At 61.3% G+C, this 14,230-nt stretch carries 10 protein-coding genes; all 10 read left to right on the top strand.

Features of this window, described 5'->3' with window-relative positions; genetic code table 11:
• Positions 1-6: 6 nt before the first annotated feature.
• The 10 genes from ACM6I7_RS22555 (at position 7) to ACM6I7_RS22510 (ending at position 14,161) form a co-directional block, all read left to right on the top strand.
• Positions 7-408: an ACT domain-containing protein gene (locus tag ACM6I7_RS22555; protein WP_367085570.1), complete on the top strand. Its 402-nt coding sequence runs from the start codon at positions 7-9 to the stop codon at positions 406-408.
• Positions 409-414: 6 nt separating this feature from the next.
• Positions 415-1,017, top strand: a complete 603-nt coding sequence (locus tag ACM6I7_RS22550) for a LysE/ArgO family amino acid transporter (protein WP_202368903.1) — start codon at positions 415-417, stop codon at positions 1,015-1,017.
• 176 nt (positions 1,018-1,193) lie between these two features.
• On the top strand, positions 1,194-1,790 hold the full coding sequence (locus ACM6I7_RS22545) for a superoxide dismutase (protein ID WP_003227660.1): 597 nt from the start codon (positions 1,194-1,196) through the stop codon (positions 1,788-1,790).
• A gap of 322 nt (positions 1,791-2,112) precedes the next feature.
• Positions 2,113-4,164 (top strand): putative bifunctional diguanylate cyclase/phosphodiesterase, encoded by a 2,052-nt coding sequence (locus tag ACM6I7_RS22540; protein ID WP_027612474.1) that lies wholly within the window; start codon positions 2,113-2,115, stop codon positions 4,162-4,164.
• 230 nt (positions 4,165-4,394) lie between these two features.
• Positions 4,395-5,738, top strand: a complete 1,344-nt coding sequence (locus tag ACM6I7_RS22535) for an imelysin family protein (RefSeq protein WP_098965338.1) — start codon at positions 4,395-4,397, stop codon at positions 5,736-5,738.
• Positions 5,739-6,055: 317 nt separating this feature from the next.
• On the top strand, positions 6,056-7,483 hold the full coding sequence (locus tag ACM6I7_RS22530; protein ID WP_414889315.1) for a di-heme oxidoredictase family protein: 1,428 nt from the start codon (positions 6,056-6,058) through the stop codon (positions 7,481-7,483).
• Between the two features lie 26 nt (positions 7,484-7,509).
• Positions 7,510-8,574 (top strand): imelysin family protein, encoded by a 1,065-nt coding sequence (locus ACM6I7_RS22525; protein WP_285373508.1) that lies wholly within the window; start codon positions 7,510-7,512, stop codon positions 8,572-8,574.
• A 14-nt stretch (positions 8,575-8,588) separates the two neighbouring features.
• The gene (locus ACM6I7_RS22520; RefSeq protein ID WP_414889314.1) at positions 8,589-9,689 is read left to right on the top strand and encodes a DUF1513 domain-containing protein; all 1,101 of its coding nucleotides are present in this window, start codon (positions 8,589-8,591) and stop codon (positions 9,687-9,689) included.
• A gap of 283 nt (positions 9,690-9,972) precedes the next feature.
• Entirely contained in the window at positions 9,973-11,121 is a 1,149-nt protein-coding gene (locus tag ACM6I7_RS22515; protein WP_096795128.1) for an efflux RND transporter periplasmic adaptor subunit, read from the top strand.
• Between the two features lie 13 nt (positions 11,122-11,134).
• Entirely contained in the window at positions 11,135-14,161 is a 3,027-nt protein-coding gene (locus ACM6I7_RS22510; protein WP_097086029.1) for a multidrug efflux RND transporter permease subunit, read from the top strand.
• Positions 14,162-14,230: the final 69 nt, after the last annotated feature.

The following is a 14,230-nucleotide window of genomic DNA, read 5'->3' as shown; positions in this document are numbered from 1 at the left end:
ACGGCAATGGCTGGCGAAACCTCACTCACAACTCTGCTGCGTAGCATGAGCCCGCAGCTCAATGCCGGCGAATACGTGTTCTGCACCGTGCCTGACAACTTGTTGCCGAGTGGGCTGGAGATTGTCGGCAGCTTTCGCGAACAGGAAGGTCTGACCGTGATCCTCGAACGCTCCCAGGCTGAACACGCCGGGTTCGCTTTCGATTATGTCGCGGCGTGGATCACCCTCAACGTGCATTCGGCACTGGAAGCCGTTGGCCTGACCGCTGCGTTCGCCAGCGCACTGGGCAAGGCCGGGATCAGTTGCAACGTGATCGCCGGGTACTACCACGATCATTTGTTTGTCGGTCAGGCCGACGCCGAACGCGCCATGCACGTGCTGCGCGATCTCGCAGCCAATGCGGAGTAATTATTGATGTGGCAAAGCTATGTGAACGGGCTATTGGTGGCCTTGGGGCTGATCATGGCGATCGGCACCCAGAATGCTTTTGTCCTGGCCCAAAGCCTGCGCCGCGAACATCACCTGCCGGTGGCGGCGCTGTGTGTGGCGTGTGACGCGCTGCTGGTGGCGGCCGGGGTGTTTGGTCTGGCCACCGTGTTGGCGCAGAACCCGACCTTGCTCGCGGTGGCCCGCTGGGGCGGCGCAGTCTTTCTGATCTGGTACGGCAGCCAGGCGCTGCGCCGGGCGTTCTCGAAACAGAGTCTGGATCAGGGTGAAAACCACACCGTACGCTCGTTGCGCGCGGTGATGCTCAGCGCGCTGGCAGTGACACTGCTCAACCCGCACGTTTATCTCGATACGGTGCTGTTGATCGGTTCTCTCGGCGCACAGCAGTCGGTGCCGGGCGCTTATGTAGTGGGCGCTGCCAGTGCCTCGCTGCTATGGTTTTTCACCCTCGCCCTCGGTGCCGCATGGCTCGCGCCGTGGCTGGCTCGGCCGAGTACCTGGCGGATTCTCGATCTTCTGGTGGCAGTGATGATGTTCACGGTGGCAGGGCAATTGATATTGGCGCAGTGATTTATTCCAAACAGCTCTGGAACCTCTATCCCACACAGTTGTTGCGTGGTTAAGCCTTGACCCCGGTGCTATGATCCGAACCCTGCGCCGCAAAGAGTAAAAACTCGTCGGTGCATTTCTGGCCGCCCGTGATCGGCCTTGCGCTCACCGCAACAGACCTGATTAGGAGAATCATCATGGCTTTCGAATTGCCGCCGCTGCCTTACGCACACGATGCCCTGCAGCCGCACATTTCCAAGGAAACCCTGGAATTTCACCACGACAAGCACCACAACACCTATGTCGTGAACCTGAACAACCTGGTGCCAGGCACCGAGTTCGAAGGCAAGACCCTGGAAGAGATCGTCAAGACTTCCTCGGGCGGCATCTTCAACAACGCCGCTCAGGTCTGGAACCACACTTTCTACTGGAACTGCCTGGCGCCAAACGCCGGCGGTCAACCAACCGGCGCGCTGGCTGAAGCCATCAATGCGGCTTTCGGTTCGTTCGACAAGTTCAAGGAAGAGTTCAGCAAAACCTCGATCGGCACCTTCGGTTCCGGCTGGGGCTGGCTGGTGAAAAAGGCTGACGGTTCCCTGGCCCTGGCTAGCACCATCGGCGCCGGCAACCCGCTGACCAGCGGCGACACCCCGCTGCTGACCTGCGACGTCTGGGAACACGCTTACTACATCGACTACCGCAACCTGCGTCCGAAGTACGTTGAAGCGTTCTGGAACCTGGTCAACTGGAAGTTCGTCGCTGAGCAGTTCGAAGGCAAAACCTTCACCGCTTAAGCTGCGCGCCAGATAAAAAACCCGGCTACGGCCGGGTTTTTTTATGCCTGCTTTTTTTTTCACGATGAACGATGGCTCCGGCCGCTTGCCGGTGCAGCACAGCGGGCTACCATCAAATCAGCGAAAATTTGTTCCTGACTGCTCAAGTTGAGGGCTGAAACTACCGACACAGTACAAATAGAGCTGAGACTCCAGACAGCAGTATTTCGGCCAAGGCCACGGGCAAATGTTCCGAGGCTTGATTGTCCCTTTGACTGCCAACACGGGATTGCCAATACTCATGGCAACTTGACGCTACCCGCACGGAACAAGGAATAACCCTTTGAAGCTGGAACTCAAGAACAGCTTGTCGGTGAAGTTGCTCCGGGTCGTGCTCCTTTCGGCATTGATCGTCGGCGTGGTCTTGAGCTGCGCCCAGATTGTTTTCGATGCCTATAAAACCCGCCAGGCGGTGGCCGGCGACGCTCAGCGCATCCTCGACATGTTCCGTGATCCCTCGACTCAGGCGGTCTACAGCCTGGACCGGGAAATGGGCATGCAGGTGATCGAAGGCCTGTTCCAGGACGACGCGGTGCGCCAGGCTTCCATCGGCCATCCCAACGAAGCGATGCTCGCGCAGAAGTCCCGTGAGTTGCAGCACTCCAACAGTCGCTGGCTGACTGACCTGATTCTCGGTCAGGAACGCACCTTCACCACTCAATTGGTCGGTCGCGGTCCCTACAGCGAGTATTACGGCGACCTGAGCATCACCCTCGACACCGCCACCTATGGCGAGAGTTTCATCGTCAGTTCGGTGATCATTTTCATTTCCGGCGTCTTGCGCGCCCTGGCCATGGGCCTGGTGCTGTATCTGGTTTATCACTGGCTGCTGACCAAACCGTTGTCGCGGATCATCGAGCATCTGACCGAAATCAATCCCGATCGCCCCAGCGAGCACAAGATTCCGCAGCTCAAGGGTCACGAAAAAAATGAACTCGGCATCTGGATCAACACCGCCAACCAGTTGCTCGAATCGATAGAACGCAACACCCATCTGCGCCACGAAGCGGAAAACAGCCTGCTGCGCATGGCCCAGTACGACTTCCTCACCGGCCTGCCGAACCGCCAGCAATTGCAGCAGCAACTGGACAAGATTCTGGTCGACGCCGGCAAGCTGCAACGCCGGGTCGCGGTGTTGTGTGTGGGGCTGGATGATTTCAAAGGAATCAACGAGCAGTTCAGCTACCAGACCGGCGACCAGTTGCTGCTGGCGCTGGCCGACCGCCTGCGCGCCCACAGCGGTCGCCTCGGCGCCCTCGCCCGTCTGGGTGGCGACCAGTTCGCGCTGGTGCAGGCCGATATCGAACAACCTTATGAAGCGGCAGAGCTGGCGCAGAGCATCCTCGATGATCTGGAAGCGGCGTTCGCCCTCGACCATCAGGAAATCCGCCTGCGCGCGACCATTGGCATCACCCTGTTCCCCGAGGATGGCGACAGCACCGAGAAGCTGTTGCAGAAGGCCGAGCAGACCATGACGCTGGCCAAGACCCGCTCGCGCAACCGCTATCAGTTCTACATCGCCAGTGTCGACAGCGAGATGCGTCGCCGTCGCGAGCTGGAAAAAGACCTGCGCGACGCACTGATTCGCGACCAGTTCTACCTCGTCTATCAGCCGCAGATCAGCTACCGCGATCACCGCGTGGTCGGGGTCGAAGCGCTGATTCGCTGGCAGCATCCGGAACACGGTCTGGTGCCGCCGGACCTGTTCATTCCGCTGGCCGAACAGAACGGCACGATCATCGCCATCGGCGAGTGGGTGCTGGATCAGGCCTGCAAGCAATTGCGCGAATGGCACGATCAGGGCTTTGTCGATCTGCGCATGGCGGTCAACCTGTCCACCGTGCAACTGCACCACGCCGAGTTGCCGCGGGTGGTCAACAACTTGCTGCAGATCTACCGCCTGCCGCCGCGCAGCCTGGAGCTGGAAGTCACCGAAACCGGCCTGATGGAAGACATCAGCACCGCCGCCCAGCATCTGCTGAGTCTGCGTCGTTCCGGGGCGCTGATCGCCATCGACGACTTCGGCACCGGCTATTCATCACTGAGTTATCTGAAAAGCCTGCCGCTGGACAAGATCAAGATCGACAAGAGCTTCGTCCAGGATCTGCTGGATGACGACGATGATGCGACCATCGTTCGCGCGATCATCCAGCTGGGCAAGAGCCTGGGCATGCAGGTGATTGCCGAAGGCGTGGAAACCGCCGAGCAAGAGTCCTACATCATCTCCGAAGGCTGTCACGAAGGTCAGGGCTACCACTACAGCAAGCCGCTGCCTGCCCGGGAATTGACGGCCTACCTCAAGCAAGCCCAACGCACCAATGCTGCCATTCTCTAGGAGATCAAAAGATCGCAGCCTTCGGCAGCTCCTACAGGGATCGCGTGCCCCTGTAGGAGCTGTCGAGTGAAACGAGGCTGCGATCTTTTGATCTGCGCCATCACACCGGCGTAAACAAGAAATATTTCCAGCCACAGCCCTTTACACATAATGCGAAAGATTTGCATTATGTCGCAGCTTTGCGCACCCCCGCGCCCTGTCCATTCCATTACCGAAGCAGGATGTTCGCCATGATTCGTATGCCTCTGGCTACCGCCAGTCTGCTGGCCATCGCTATTTCCCTCGCCGGTTGCGGCGAAGGCAAAGACAAGGCTGCCGCCCCGGCCGCGCCGACGCCGGCCGCCAGCACCGCCGCCGCTCCAGCACCTGCCGCTGCCGGTAAAGTCGATGAAGCCGCCGCCAAGGCTGTGGTCGCGCATTACGCCGACATGGTCTTCGCCGTCTACAGCGATGCCGAATCCACTGCGAAAACCCTGCAAACCGCGGTCGACGCGTTCCTCGCCAAGCCGAACGCCGATACCCTGAAAGCCGCCAAGGCTGCCTGGGTCGCTGCGCGCGTGCCTTACCTGCAGAGCGAAGTGTTCCGCTTCGGCAACACCATCATCGACGACTGGGAAGGTCAGGTGAACGCCTGGCCGCTGGACGAAGGCCTGATCGACTATGTCGACAAATCCTACGAGCATGCGCTGGGCAACCCGGGCGCCACCGCCAACATCATCGCCAACACTGAAGTGCAGGTCGGCGAAGACAAGGTCGATGTGAAAGACATCACCCCGGAAAAACTCGCCAGCCTCAACGAGCTGGGCGGTTCCGAAGCCAACGTCGCCACCGGCTACCACGCGATCGAATTCCTGCTCTGGGGCCAGGATCTGAACGGCACCGGCCCGGGCGCCGGCAACCGTCCGGCGTCGGACTACCTGGAAGGCGCTGGCGCCACCGGCGGTCACAATGATCGTCGCCGTGCCTACCTCAAAGCCGTGACCCAACTGCTGGTCAGCGACCTGGAAGAAATGGTCGGCAACTGGAAGCCGAACGTGGCCGACAACTACCGCGCTACCCTGGAAGCCGAGCCGGCTGAAAGCGGCCTGCGCAAAATGCTCTTCGGCATGGGCAGTCTGTCCCTGGGCGAACTGGCGGGCGAGCGCATGAAGGTTTCCCTGGAAGCCAACTCCCCGGAAGACGAACAGGATTGCTTCAGCGACAACACCCACAACTCGCACTTCTACGATGCCAAAGGCATTCGTAACGTGTACCTGGGCGAATACACCCGCACCGATGGCACCAAAATGACCGGTGCCAGCCTGTCGTCGCTGGTGGCCAAGGCCGACGCGGCTGCCGACACCGCGCTGAAAGCCGATCTGGCCGCTACCGAAGCGAAAATCCAGGTCATGGTCGATCACGCCAACAAGGGTGAGCACTACGACCAGTTGATCGCTGCGGGCAACACCGCCGGCAACCAGATCGTGCGTGACGCCATCGCCGCACTGGTCAAGCAGACCGGTTCGATCGAAGCCGCTGCCGGCAAGCTGGGCATCAGCGACCTGAACCCGGACAACGCTGATCACGAGTTCTGATCACGCGCGTTCGACTGAAAAAGGCGACCTGCGGGTCGCCTTTTTCATGCCTGCCGTACACAAAACCCTGCTCCATGGTGTGTTCGATATCAGGTACACCACCAAATCCTGTGGGAGCGAGCCTGCTCGCGAAGGCGCCATCTGGCGCAACATCGTCAGCGCGGCGGACACCGCTTTCGCGAGCAGGCTCGCTCCCACAGGGTTTGCATGAGTTTCAAGGCTTGCGCCATATCAAGCAAACGATAATTCCTCTTATTCAAACTCACTCGCCCTGTTAGACTTTGCGCCTTTGTTTTCACCCGTCCGCAGGATGTCTGATGCCCTCGCTGCCGCTTCGCTTGTCCGCACTGTTTCTGGCCCTGGGCCTGAGTGCCTGCGATGACGCCCCGCGTTTTACCAACGCTGAGCCGGGTGAAGCGCGTTCGGGCGGGGCGACGACCGTGCGCAAGACCGATCAGAATGCGTTCTCGTTGCCTTCGGCCAATCTGCCGCCGTCGCGCCGGGTCGACTTCAGTGTCGGCAACAGCTTCTTCCGCAGTCCGTGGGTGATCGCCCCGTCAACCACCACCGCCCGCGATGGCCTCGGCCCGCTGTTCAACACCAACGCCTGCCAGAATTGCCACATCAAGGACGGTCGCGGACATCCGCCAACGCCGGATGCGGCGAACGCGGTGTCGATGCTGGTGCGTCTGTCGATCCCTGATTCACCGGCCTATGCCAAAGTCATCGAGCAAGTCGGCGTGGTGCCCGAGCCGGTCTACGGCGGCCAGTTCCAGGACATGGCCGTGCCCGGGGTCACCCCGGAAGGCAAGGTGCGCGTCGAGTACACCCCGGTGCCGATTCGTTTCAAGGACGGCACCGAAGTGGAGCTGCGCAAACCGGTTCTGCAATTCACCCAGTTGGGCTACGGCCCGATGCACCCGGACACGCGTTTCTCGGCCCGCGTCGCACCGCCGATGATCGGCCTCGGCCTGCTCGAAGCGATCCCGGAGGAAGCGATCCTCGCCAACGCCGCCGCACAGGCCAAAGAGAACAACGGCATTAAGGGTCGCGTAAATCGGGTCTGGGACGATGAGTTACAGAAAACCGTGGCCGGCCGTTTTGGCTGGAAAGCCGGACAACCGAATCTCAATCAGCAGAATGTCCACGCGTTTTCTGGAGACATGGGCCTGACCACCAGCCTGAGACCCTTCGATGACTGCACCGACGCGCAAACCGCGTGCAAGCAGGCGCCGAACGGCAATGGCCAGGACGGCGAGCCGGAAGTCAGCGACAACATCCTGCGTCTGGTGCTGTTCTACACACGCAACCTCGCAGTGCCGGCGCGTCGTGGCGTCAACGACGAACAAGTGCTGGCCGGCAAGAACCTGTTCTTCCAGGCTGGCTGCCAGTCCTGCCACACACCGAAATACACCACCGCCGCCAACGCGGCCGAGACTGAACTGGCCAATCAAGTGATTCGCCCGTACAGCGATCTGCTGCTGCATGACATGGGCGATGGACTGGCCGACAACCGCACTGAATTCCAGGCCTCCGGCCGCGACTGGCGCACTCCGCCATTGTGGGGGATCGGTCTGACGCAGGCAGTCAGTGGTCACACTCAGTTTCTGCATGACGGCCGCGCCCGCAACTTGCTCGAAGCCGTGCTCTGGCATGGCGGCGAAGCGGAGAAGGCGCAGCAACAGGTTTTGTCTTTCAACGCCGAGCAGCGTGCCGCGCTGCTGGCGTTCTTGAACTCACTTTAAACACTTAAAAGAATCGGGAGCCCGACATGTTCCGTCCCAAGTTGTTGTTCACCAGCCTTGCCGCACTCGCCCTCGGCGCCTGCTCGCCGCAGGACCCGCAAGCGGTCACGTCGGCGGCCATCGCCAAATCGGTGATCCTGCCGACCTACACCCGTTGGGTCGAAGCCGACAAGCAACTGGCGGTCAGCGCCCTCGCCTACTGCCAGGGCAAGGAAACCCTGGAAACCGCCCGCGCCGACTTCCTGCACGCGCAGAAAGCCTGGGCCGAGCTGCAACCGCTGCTGATCGGCCCATTGGCCGAGGGCAACCGTTCGTGGCAGGTGCAGTTCTGGCCGGACAAGAAAAACCTCGTCGGCCGTCAGGTCGAGCAACTGGTGATCGCCCAGCCGCAGATCGACGCCGCCGCCCTGGCCAAATCCAGCGTCGTGGTGCAGGGTCTGTCGGCTTACGAGTACATCCTGTTCGATGAAAAGCCTGACGTCGCCAACGCTGATCAGAAGGCCAAATACTGCCCACTGCTGATCGCCATCGGCGAGCGCCAGAAGCAACTGGCCGAAGAGATTCTGCAGAGCTGGAACAACACCGACGGCATGCTCGCGCAGATGAGCAAATTCCCTAACCAGCGCTACGCCGACTCCCACGAAGCGATCGCCGATCTGCTGCGTGTGCAGGTCACCGCCCTCGACACCCTGAAGAAAAAACTCGGTACGCCGATGGGCCGCCAGAGCAAAGGCGTGCCGCAACCGTTCCAGGCCGATGCGTGGCGCAGCCAGTCGTCGTTGACCGCGCTGGAAGCCAGCCTCGCTGCAGCCAAAACCGTCTGGGAAGGCGTCGACAACAAAGGCCTGCGTGGTCTGCTGCCGGCCGAGCAGAAACCGTTGGCGGACAAGATCGACGCCGCTTACGCCGCGTCGCTGAAACTGTTCGACAGCAGCCAGCGCTCGCTGACCGAAATGCTCCAGGACGACGCCGGTCGTCAACAACTCAACGATCTCTACGACAGCCTCAACGTCGTCCATCGCCTGCACGAAGGCGAACTGGCCAAGGCGCTGGGCATCCAACTGGGCTTCAACGCCAACGACGGTGACTGATGAGGGCAAGTGCCATGCTGCGACGCCAGGCTCTGACTTTAGGTAGTTTGCTGCTGGGAGCAGTGACACTGGGCGGCTGGACGCTGTTCAAGCGCAAGGATCAGAGCCCGCTGTTGCTCTCGGCGCGCGACGACACCGACGGCAAGCATTACGCCGTCGGTTATCGGCTGGACGGTACGCGGGTGTTCGCCACCGAGGTCGGCCAGCGCTGCCACGACATCATCAACCACCCGACGCTGCCGATCGCGCTGTTCGTCGCCCGCCGCCCGGGCACCGAGAGCTACCTGATCAATCTGCGCGACGGGACCTTGCTGCAAACCGTGACTTCGCAGCCGAACCGGCATTTCTACGGTCACGCCGTGGTGCACAAGGACGGCGAATACCTGTACGCCACCGAGAACGACACCACAGATCCGGGGCGTGGCCTGCTCGGGGTGTACAAGTTCGAAGGCGAGCGGCTGGTGCACAGCGGCGAGATTTCCACCCATGGCCTCGGCCCGCATCAGGTGTCGTGGATGCCCGATGGCGAAACCCTGGTGGTGGCCAACGGCGGGATCCGCACCGAGGCCGAAAGCCGCGTCGACATGAACCTCAACGCCATGGAACCGAGCCTGGTGCTGATGCAGCGCGACGGCACCCTGCTGAGCAAGGAAACCCTTGCCCAGCAGATGAACAGCGTGCGTCACCTGGGCATTGCCAGCGACGGCACCATCGTCGCCGGCCAGCAGTTCATGGGCGCCTCGCATGAGCGTTCCGAGCTGTTGGCGATCAAGCGTCCGGGCCAGCCCTTCGTGGCATTCCCGGTGCCAGAGCATCAGTTGCAGTCGATGGGTCATTACACCGCCAGCGTCGCAGTGCACAGCGATCTGCGGCTGGTGGCGCTGACCGCGCCGCGTGGCAATCGCTTCTTCATCTGGGACCTGGACAGCGGCGAAGTGCGTCTCGACGCGCCGCTGCCCGATTGCGCCGGTGTTGGTGCGGTGCAGGACGGCTTCGTCGTGACCTCGGGTCAGGGCCGCTGCCGCTACTACGATTGCCGCCAGGATGAGCTGCTGGCCAAGCCGCTGGAATTGCCGGCAGGGCTCTGGGACAACCATCTGCACTTGATCGCATAATCCACCTGTTCTGAGTACGACTCATAACCTGTGGCGAGGGGATTTATCCCCGATCGGCTGCGCAGCAGTCGCAAAACCATCGCACACGGTTCAATTGACAGACCGCGGTTTCAGGTTTTGGGGCGGCTTCGCCACCCATCGGGGATGAATCCCCTCACCACAGGTTCAGTGTTTAGACTTCCTCACTCCGCCCTCCCCTGTAAAAACTGGCAGTTGGAATCCCCACCTGACTCGGAGTAATGTGCCCGCCTGTCTCACCTGATTTATCCAAGGAACTGGAAATATGCTGCGTCGCCGCATGCTGATCATGTTGGGTGTTGTCTTGCTGGTCGTCCTGGTATTGGGCGGGTACAAAGCCTTTTCGATCTACACCATGATCCAGGGCTTCTCCAAACCAAAACCGCCGATCAGCGTCGCCGTGGCTCGCGCCAGCGAACAGCCGTGGCAGATGCGTTTGCCCACCGTCGGCTCGCTGAAGGCCTTGCAAGGCGTCGAGCTGAGTCTGGAAGTCGCCGGCACCGTCACCGAACTCAAATTCGAATCCGGGCAGAAGGTCAAGGCCGGGCAACCGCTGCTGCAACTCGACAGCGCGGTCGAGACCGCCCTGCTGGAAACCGCCAAGGCTGACCTGGGTCTGGCGCAACTGGACTTCGGCCGTGGCAGCCAACTGGTCGACAGCCGCGCGATCTCCAAAGGCGAGTACGACCGTCTCTCCGCCGTATTGCAAAAGAACAAGGCCACGGTCAATCAGCTCAACGCTTCGCTGGCGAAAAAACGCATCCTTGCGCCATTCAGCGGCACCATCGGCATCCGTCAGGTGGATGTCGGCGACTACCTCGCCAGCGGCAGCAAAATCGCCACCCTGCAGGATCTGAGCAGCCTCTACGCCGACTTCTATGTGCCGGAGCAATCGGTGCCGAAACTGGCCATCGGGCAACCGGTGCAGATCGGTGTCGCAGCCTATCCCGGGCAGAACTTCCCCGGCGCCATCAGTGCGATCAACCCGATTGTCGAGAGCACCACACGCAATATTCTGGTGCGCGCGACCCTGGCCAACCCCGACGGCAAATTGCTGCCGGGCATGTTCGCCAGCCTCAACGTGTTGCTGCCCGATCCGCAGAAACACATCGTGGTCCCGGAAAGCGCGATCACCTACACCCTTTACGGCAACTCGCTGTACGTGGTCGGGCAAAAGAAGGCTGAGGACGGCAGCGTCGAAAAAGACGACAAGGGCCAGCCAGTGCTGATCGCCGAACGTCGCTTCATCGAGACCGGTGAACGCCGCGATGGTCTGGTGATGATCAACAAGGGTGTGCAGAGCGGCGAACAAGTGGTGACGGCCGGCCAGATCAAACTGGACAACGGCGCGCACATTGCCATCAGCGACGACAAGACCCTCGGCGAGCAGAACAGTCCGCCTCGCGCCGACTGATCAAGGAATCCCCATGGCTTTTACCGATCCGTTCATCCGCCGCCCGGTGCTCGCCACCGTGGTCAGCCTGCTGATTGTGCTGCTGGGTTTCCAGGCCTGGAGCAAGCTGCCGCTGCGCCAGTACCCGCAAATGGAAAACGCCCTGATCACGGTGACCACCGCCTACCCCGGGGCCAACGCCGAGACCATTCAGGGCTACATCACCCAACCGATGCAGCAAAGCCTGGCCAGTGCCGAAGGCATCGACTACATGACCTCGGTCAGCCGGCAGAACTTCTCGGTGATCTCGATCTACGCGCGCATCGGCTCGAATACCGATCGTCTGTTCACCGAGCTGCTGGCCAAGGCCAACGAGGTGAAAAACAAACTGCCGCAGGACGCCGAAGACCCGGTACTGAGCAAGGAGTCGGCTGACGCCTCGGCGCTGATGTACATCAGCTTCTTCAGCAAGGACTTGAGCAACCCGCAGATCACCGACTACCTGTCGCGGGTGATCCAGCCGAAACTGGCGACCCTGCCGGGCATGGCCGAGGCGGAGATTCTCGGCAATCAGGTGTTTGCCATGCGCCTGTGGCTCGACCCGGTGAAACTCGCCGGTTTCGGCCTCAGCGCCAGCGACGTGACCAACGCGGTGCGCCAGTACAACTTCCTCTCCGCCGCCGGCGAGGTGAAGGGCGAGTACGTGGTCACCAGCATCAACGCCAACACCGAACTGAAATCAGCCGAAGCCTTCGCGGCGATTCCGCTCAAGGTCAATGGCGACAGCCGCGTGCTGCTCAGCGATGTCGCGCGGGTCGAGATGGGCGCGGAAAACTACGACTCGATCAGCTCGTTCGGCGGCACGCCGTCGGTGTACATCGGCATCAAGGCCACACCCGGGGCCAACCCGCTGGACGTGATCAAGGAAGTACGCAAGCTGATGCCGGAGCTGGAAGCGCAATTGCCGCCCAACCTCAAGAGCGAGATTGCCTACGACGCCACCCAGTTCATTCAGGCCTCGATCGACGAAGTGGTGAAAACCCTGTTTGAAGCGGTGCTGATCGTGATCGTCGTGGTGTTCCTGTTCCTCGGCGCGTTGCGCTCGGTGGTGATCCCGGTGGTGACCATCCCGCTGTCGATGATCGGCGTGATGTTCTTCATGCAGATGATGGGCTACTCGATCAACCTCCTGACCCTGCTGGCGATGGTGCTGGCCATCGGTCTGGTGGTAGATGACGCGATTGTGGTGGTGGAGAACATTCACCGACACATCGAGGAAGGCAAGACGCCGCTGGAGGCCGCACTGGAAGGTGCGCGGGAAATCGCCATGCCGGTGGTGTCGATGACCATCACCCTGGCGGCGGTGTATGCGCCGATCGGCTTCCTCACCGGGCTGACCGGGGCCTTGTTCAAGGAGTTCGCCCTGACCCTGGCCGGCGCCGTGGTGATCTCCGGGATCGTCGCCCTGACCCTGTCGCCGATGATGTGCGCCCTGCTGTTGCGCCACGAAGAAAACCCCAGTGGCCTGGCGCACCGCCTCGACCGCATTTTCGACGGTCTCAAGCGCCGCTACCAGAGCATGCTCCACGGCACATTGAACACGCGGCCGGTGGTGCTGGTGTTCGCGGTGATCGTGTTGTGCCTGATCCCGGTGTTTCTCAAGTTCACCAAGTCGGAACTGGCGCCGGACGAGGATCAGGGCATCATCTTCATGATGGCCACGGCCCCCCAGCCGACCAACCTCGATTACCTGAGCACTTACACCGACGAATTCATCAAGATCTTCAAGGAGTTTCCGGAGTACTACTCCTCGTTCCAGATCAACGGCTACAACGGCGTGCAGGCGGGCATCGGTGGCTTCCTGCTCAAGCCGTGGAACGAGCGCAGCCGCACGCAGATGCAGATCCTGCCCGAGGTGCAAGGCAAACTGGCGAGTATCCCCGGCCTGCAGATTTTCGGTTTCAACCTGCCCTCCTTGCCCGGCACCGGTGAAGGTTTGCCGTTCGAATTCGTGGTCAATACCGCCAACGACTACGAATTGCTGCTGCAAGTGGCCGACCGGATCAAGAAACGTGCGATGGAGTCGGGCAAGTTCGCCTTCGTCGACCTCGATCTGGCGTTCGACAAGCCGGAAGTGGTCGTCGATATCGACCGTGCCAAAGCCGCGCAGATGGGCGTGTCGATGCAGGATCTGGGCGGCACCCTGGCGACGCTGCTGGGTGAGGCGGAAATCAACCGTTTCACCATCGAAGGCCGCAGTTACAAGGTGATTGCCCAGGTCGAGCGACCGTACCGCGAAAACCCCGGCTGGCTGAACAACTACTACGTGAAGAACACCCAAGGCGAGCTGCTGCCGCTGTCGACCCTGATCAAGGTCAGCGACCGGGCGCGACCGCGCCAGCTCAACCAGTTCCAGCAACTCAACGCGGCGAAGATTTCCGGATTCCCGCTGGTCAGCATGGGCGAGGCCATCGACACCGTGCTGCAGATCGCCCGGGAGGAAGCGCCAGCCGGGTTTGCCTTCGACTATGGCGGCGCCTCGCGCCAGTACGTGCAGGAAGGCAGCGCTCTGTGGGTAACCTTCGCCCTGGCGCTGGCGATCATTTTCCTGGTGCTGGCGGCGCAGTTCGAGAGTTTCCGTGATCCGCTGGTGATTCTGGTGACGGTGCCGCTGTCGATCTGTGGTGCGTTGATTCCGCTGTTCCTTGGCTGGTCGAGCATGAACATCTACACCCAAGTCGGACTGGTGACCCTGATCGGGCTGATCAGCAAGCACGGGATCCTGATCGTCGAGTTCGCCAACCAGCTGCGCAAGGACAAGGGCCTGACCGCGCGCGAAGCGGTCGAGGAAGCGGCGGCAATCCGCTTGCGCCCGGTGTTGATGACCACGGCGGCGATGGTGTTCGGCATGGTGCCGTTGATTCTGGCGACCGGTGCGGGCGCCGTGAGCCGGTTCGATATCGGCACCGTGATTGCAACGGGGATGTCGATCGGGACGTTGTTTACGCTGTTTGTGCTGCCGTGCATCTACACCCTATTGGCGAAACCCGATCCGAAATAACAGCGATTTACCTTTGTGGCAGCGGGCTTGCTCGCGAAAGCGCCAGGTCAGTCAACAGCAATGCTGAAT

The sequence above is a fragment of the Pseudomonas sp. IT-93MI4 genome, assembly GCF_949767635.1.
Lineage (GTDB): Bacteria > Pseudomonadota > Gammaproteobacteria > Pseudomonadales > Pseudomonadaceae > Aquipseudomonas > Aquipseudomonas putida_A.
This window is presented reverse-complemented; position numbering and strand designations above follow the sequence as displayed.

Coding starts and splice junctions, on each gene's coding strand:
- ACM6I7_RS22555 (WP_367085570.1), top strand. CDS start 7: ATGGCTGGCGAAACCTCACTCACAACTCTGCTGCGTAGCATGAGCCCG.
- ACM6I7_RS22550 (WP_202368903.1), top strand. CDS start 415: ATGTGGCAAAGCTATGTGAACGGGCTATTGGTGGCCTTGGGGCTGATC.
- ACM6I7_RS22545 (WP_003227660.1), top strand. CDS start 1,194: ATGGCTTTCGAATTGCCGCCGCTGCCTTACGCACACGATGCCCTGCAG.
- ACM6I7_RS22535 (WP_098965338.1), top strand. CDS start 4,395: ATGATTCGTATGCCTCTGGCTACCGCCAGTCTGCTGGCCATCGCTATT.
- ACM6I7_RS22530 (WP_414889315.1), top strand. CDS start 6,056: ATGCCCTCGCTGCCGCTTCGCTTGTCCGCACTGTTTCTGGCCCTGGGC.
- ACM6I7_RS22525 (WP_285373508.1), top strand. CDS start 7,510: ATGTTCCGTCCCAAGTTGTTGTTCACCAGCCTTGCCGCACTCGCCCTC.
- ACM6I7_RS22520 (WP_414889314.1), top strand. CDS start 8,589: ATGCTGCGACGCCAGGCTCTGACTTTAGGTAGTTTGCTGCTGGGAGCA.
- ACM6I7_RS22515 (WP_096795128.1), top strand. CDS start 9,973: ATGCTGCGTCGCCGCATGCTGATCATGTTGGGTGTTGTCTTGCTGGTC.
- ACM6I7_RS22510 (WP_097086029.1), top strand. CDS start 11,135: ATGGCTTTTACCGATCCGTTCATCCGCCGCCCGGTGCTCGCCACCGTG.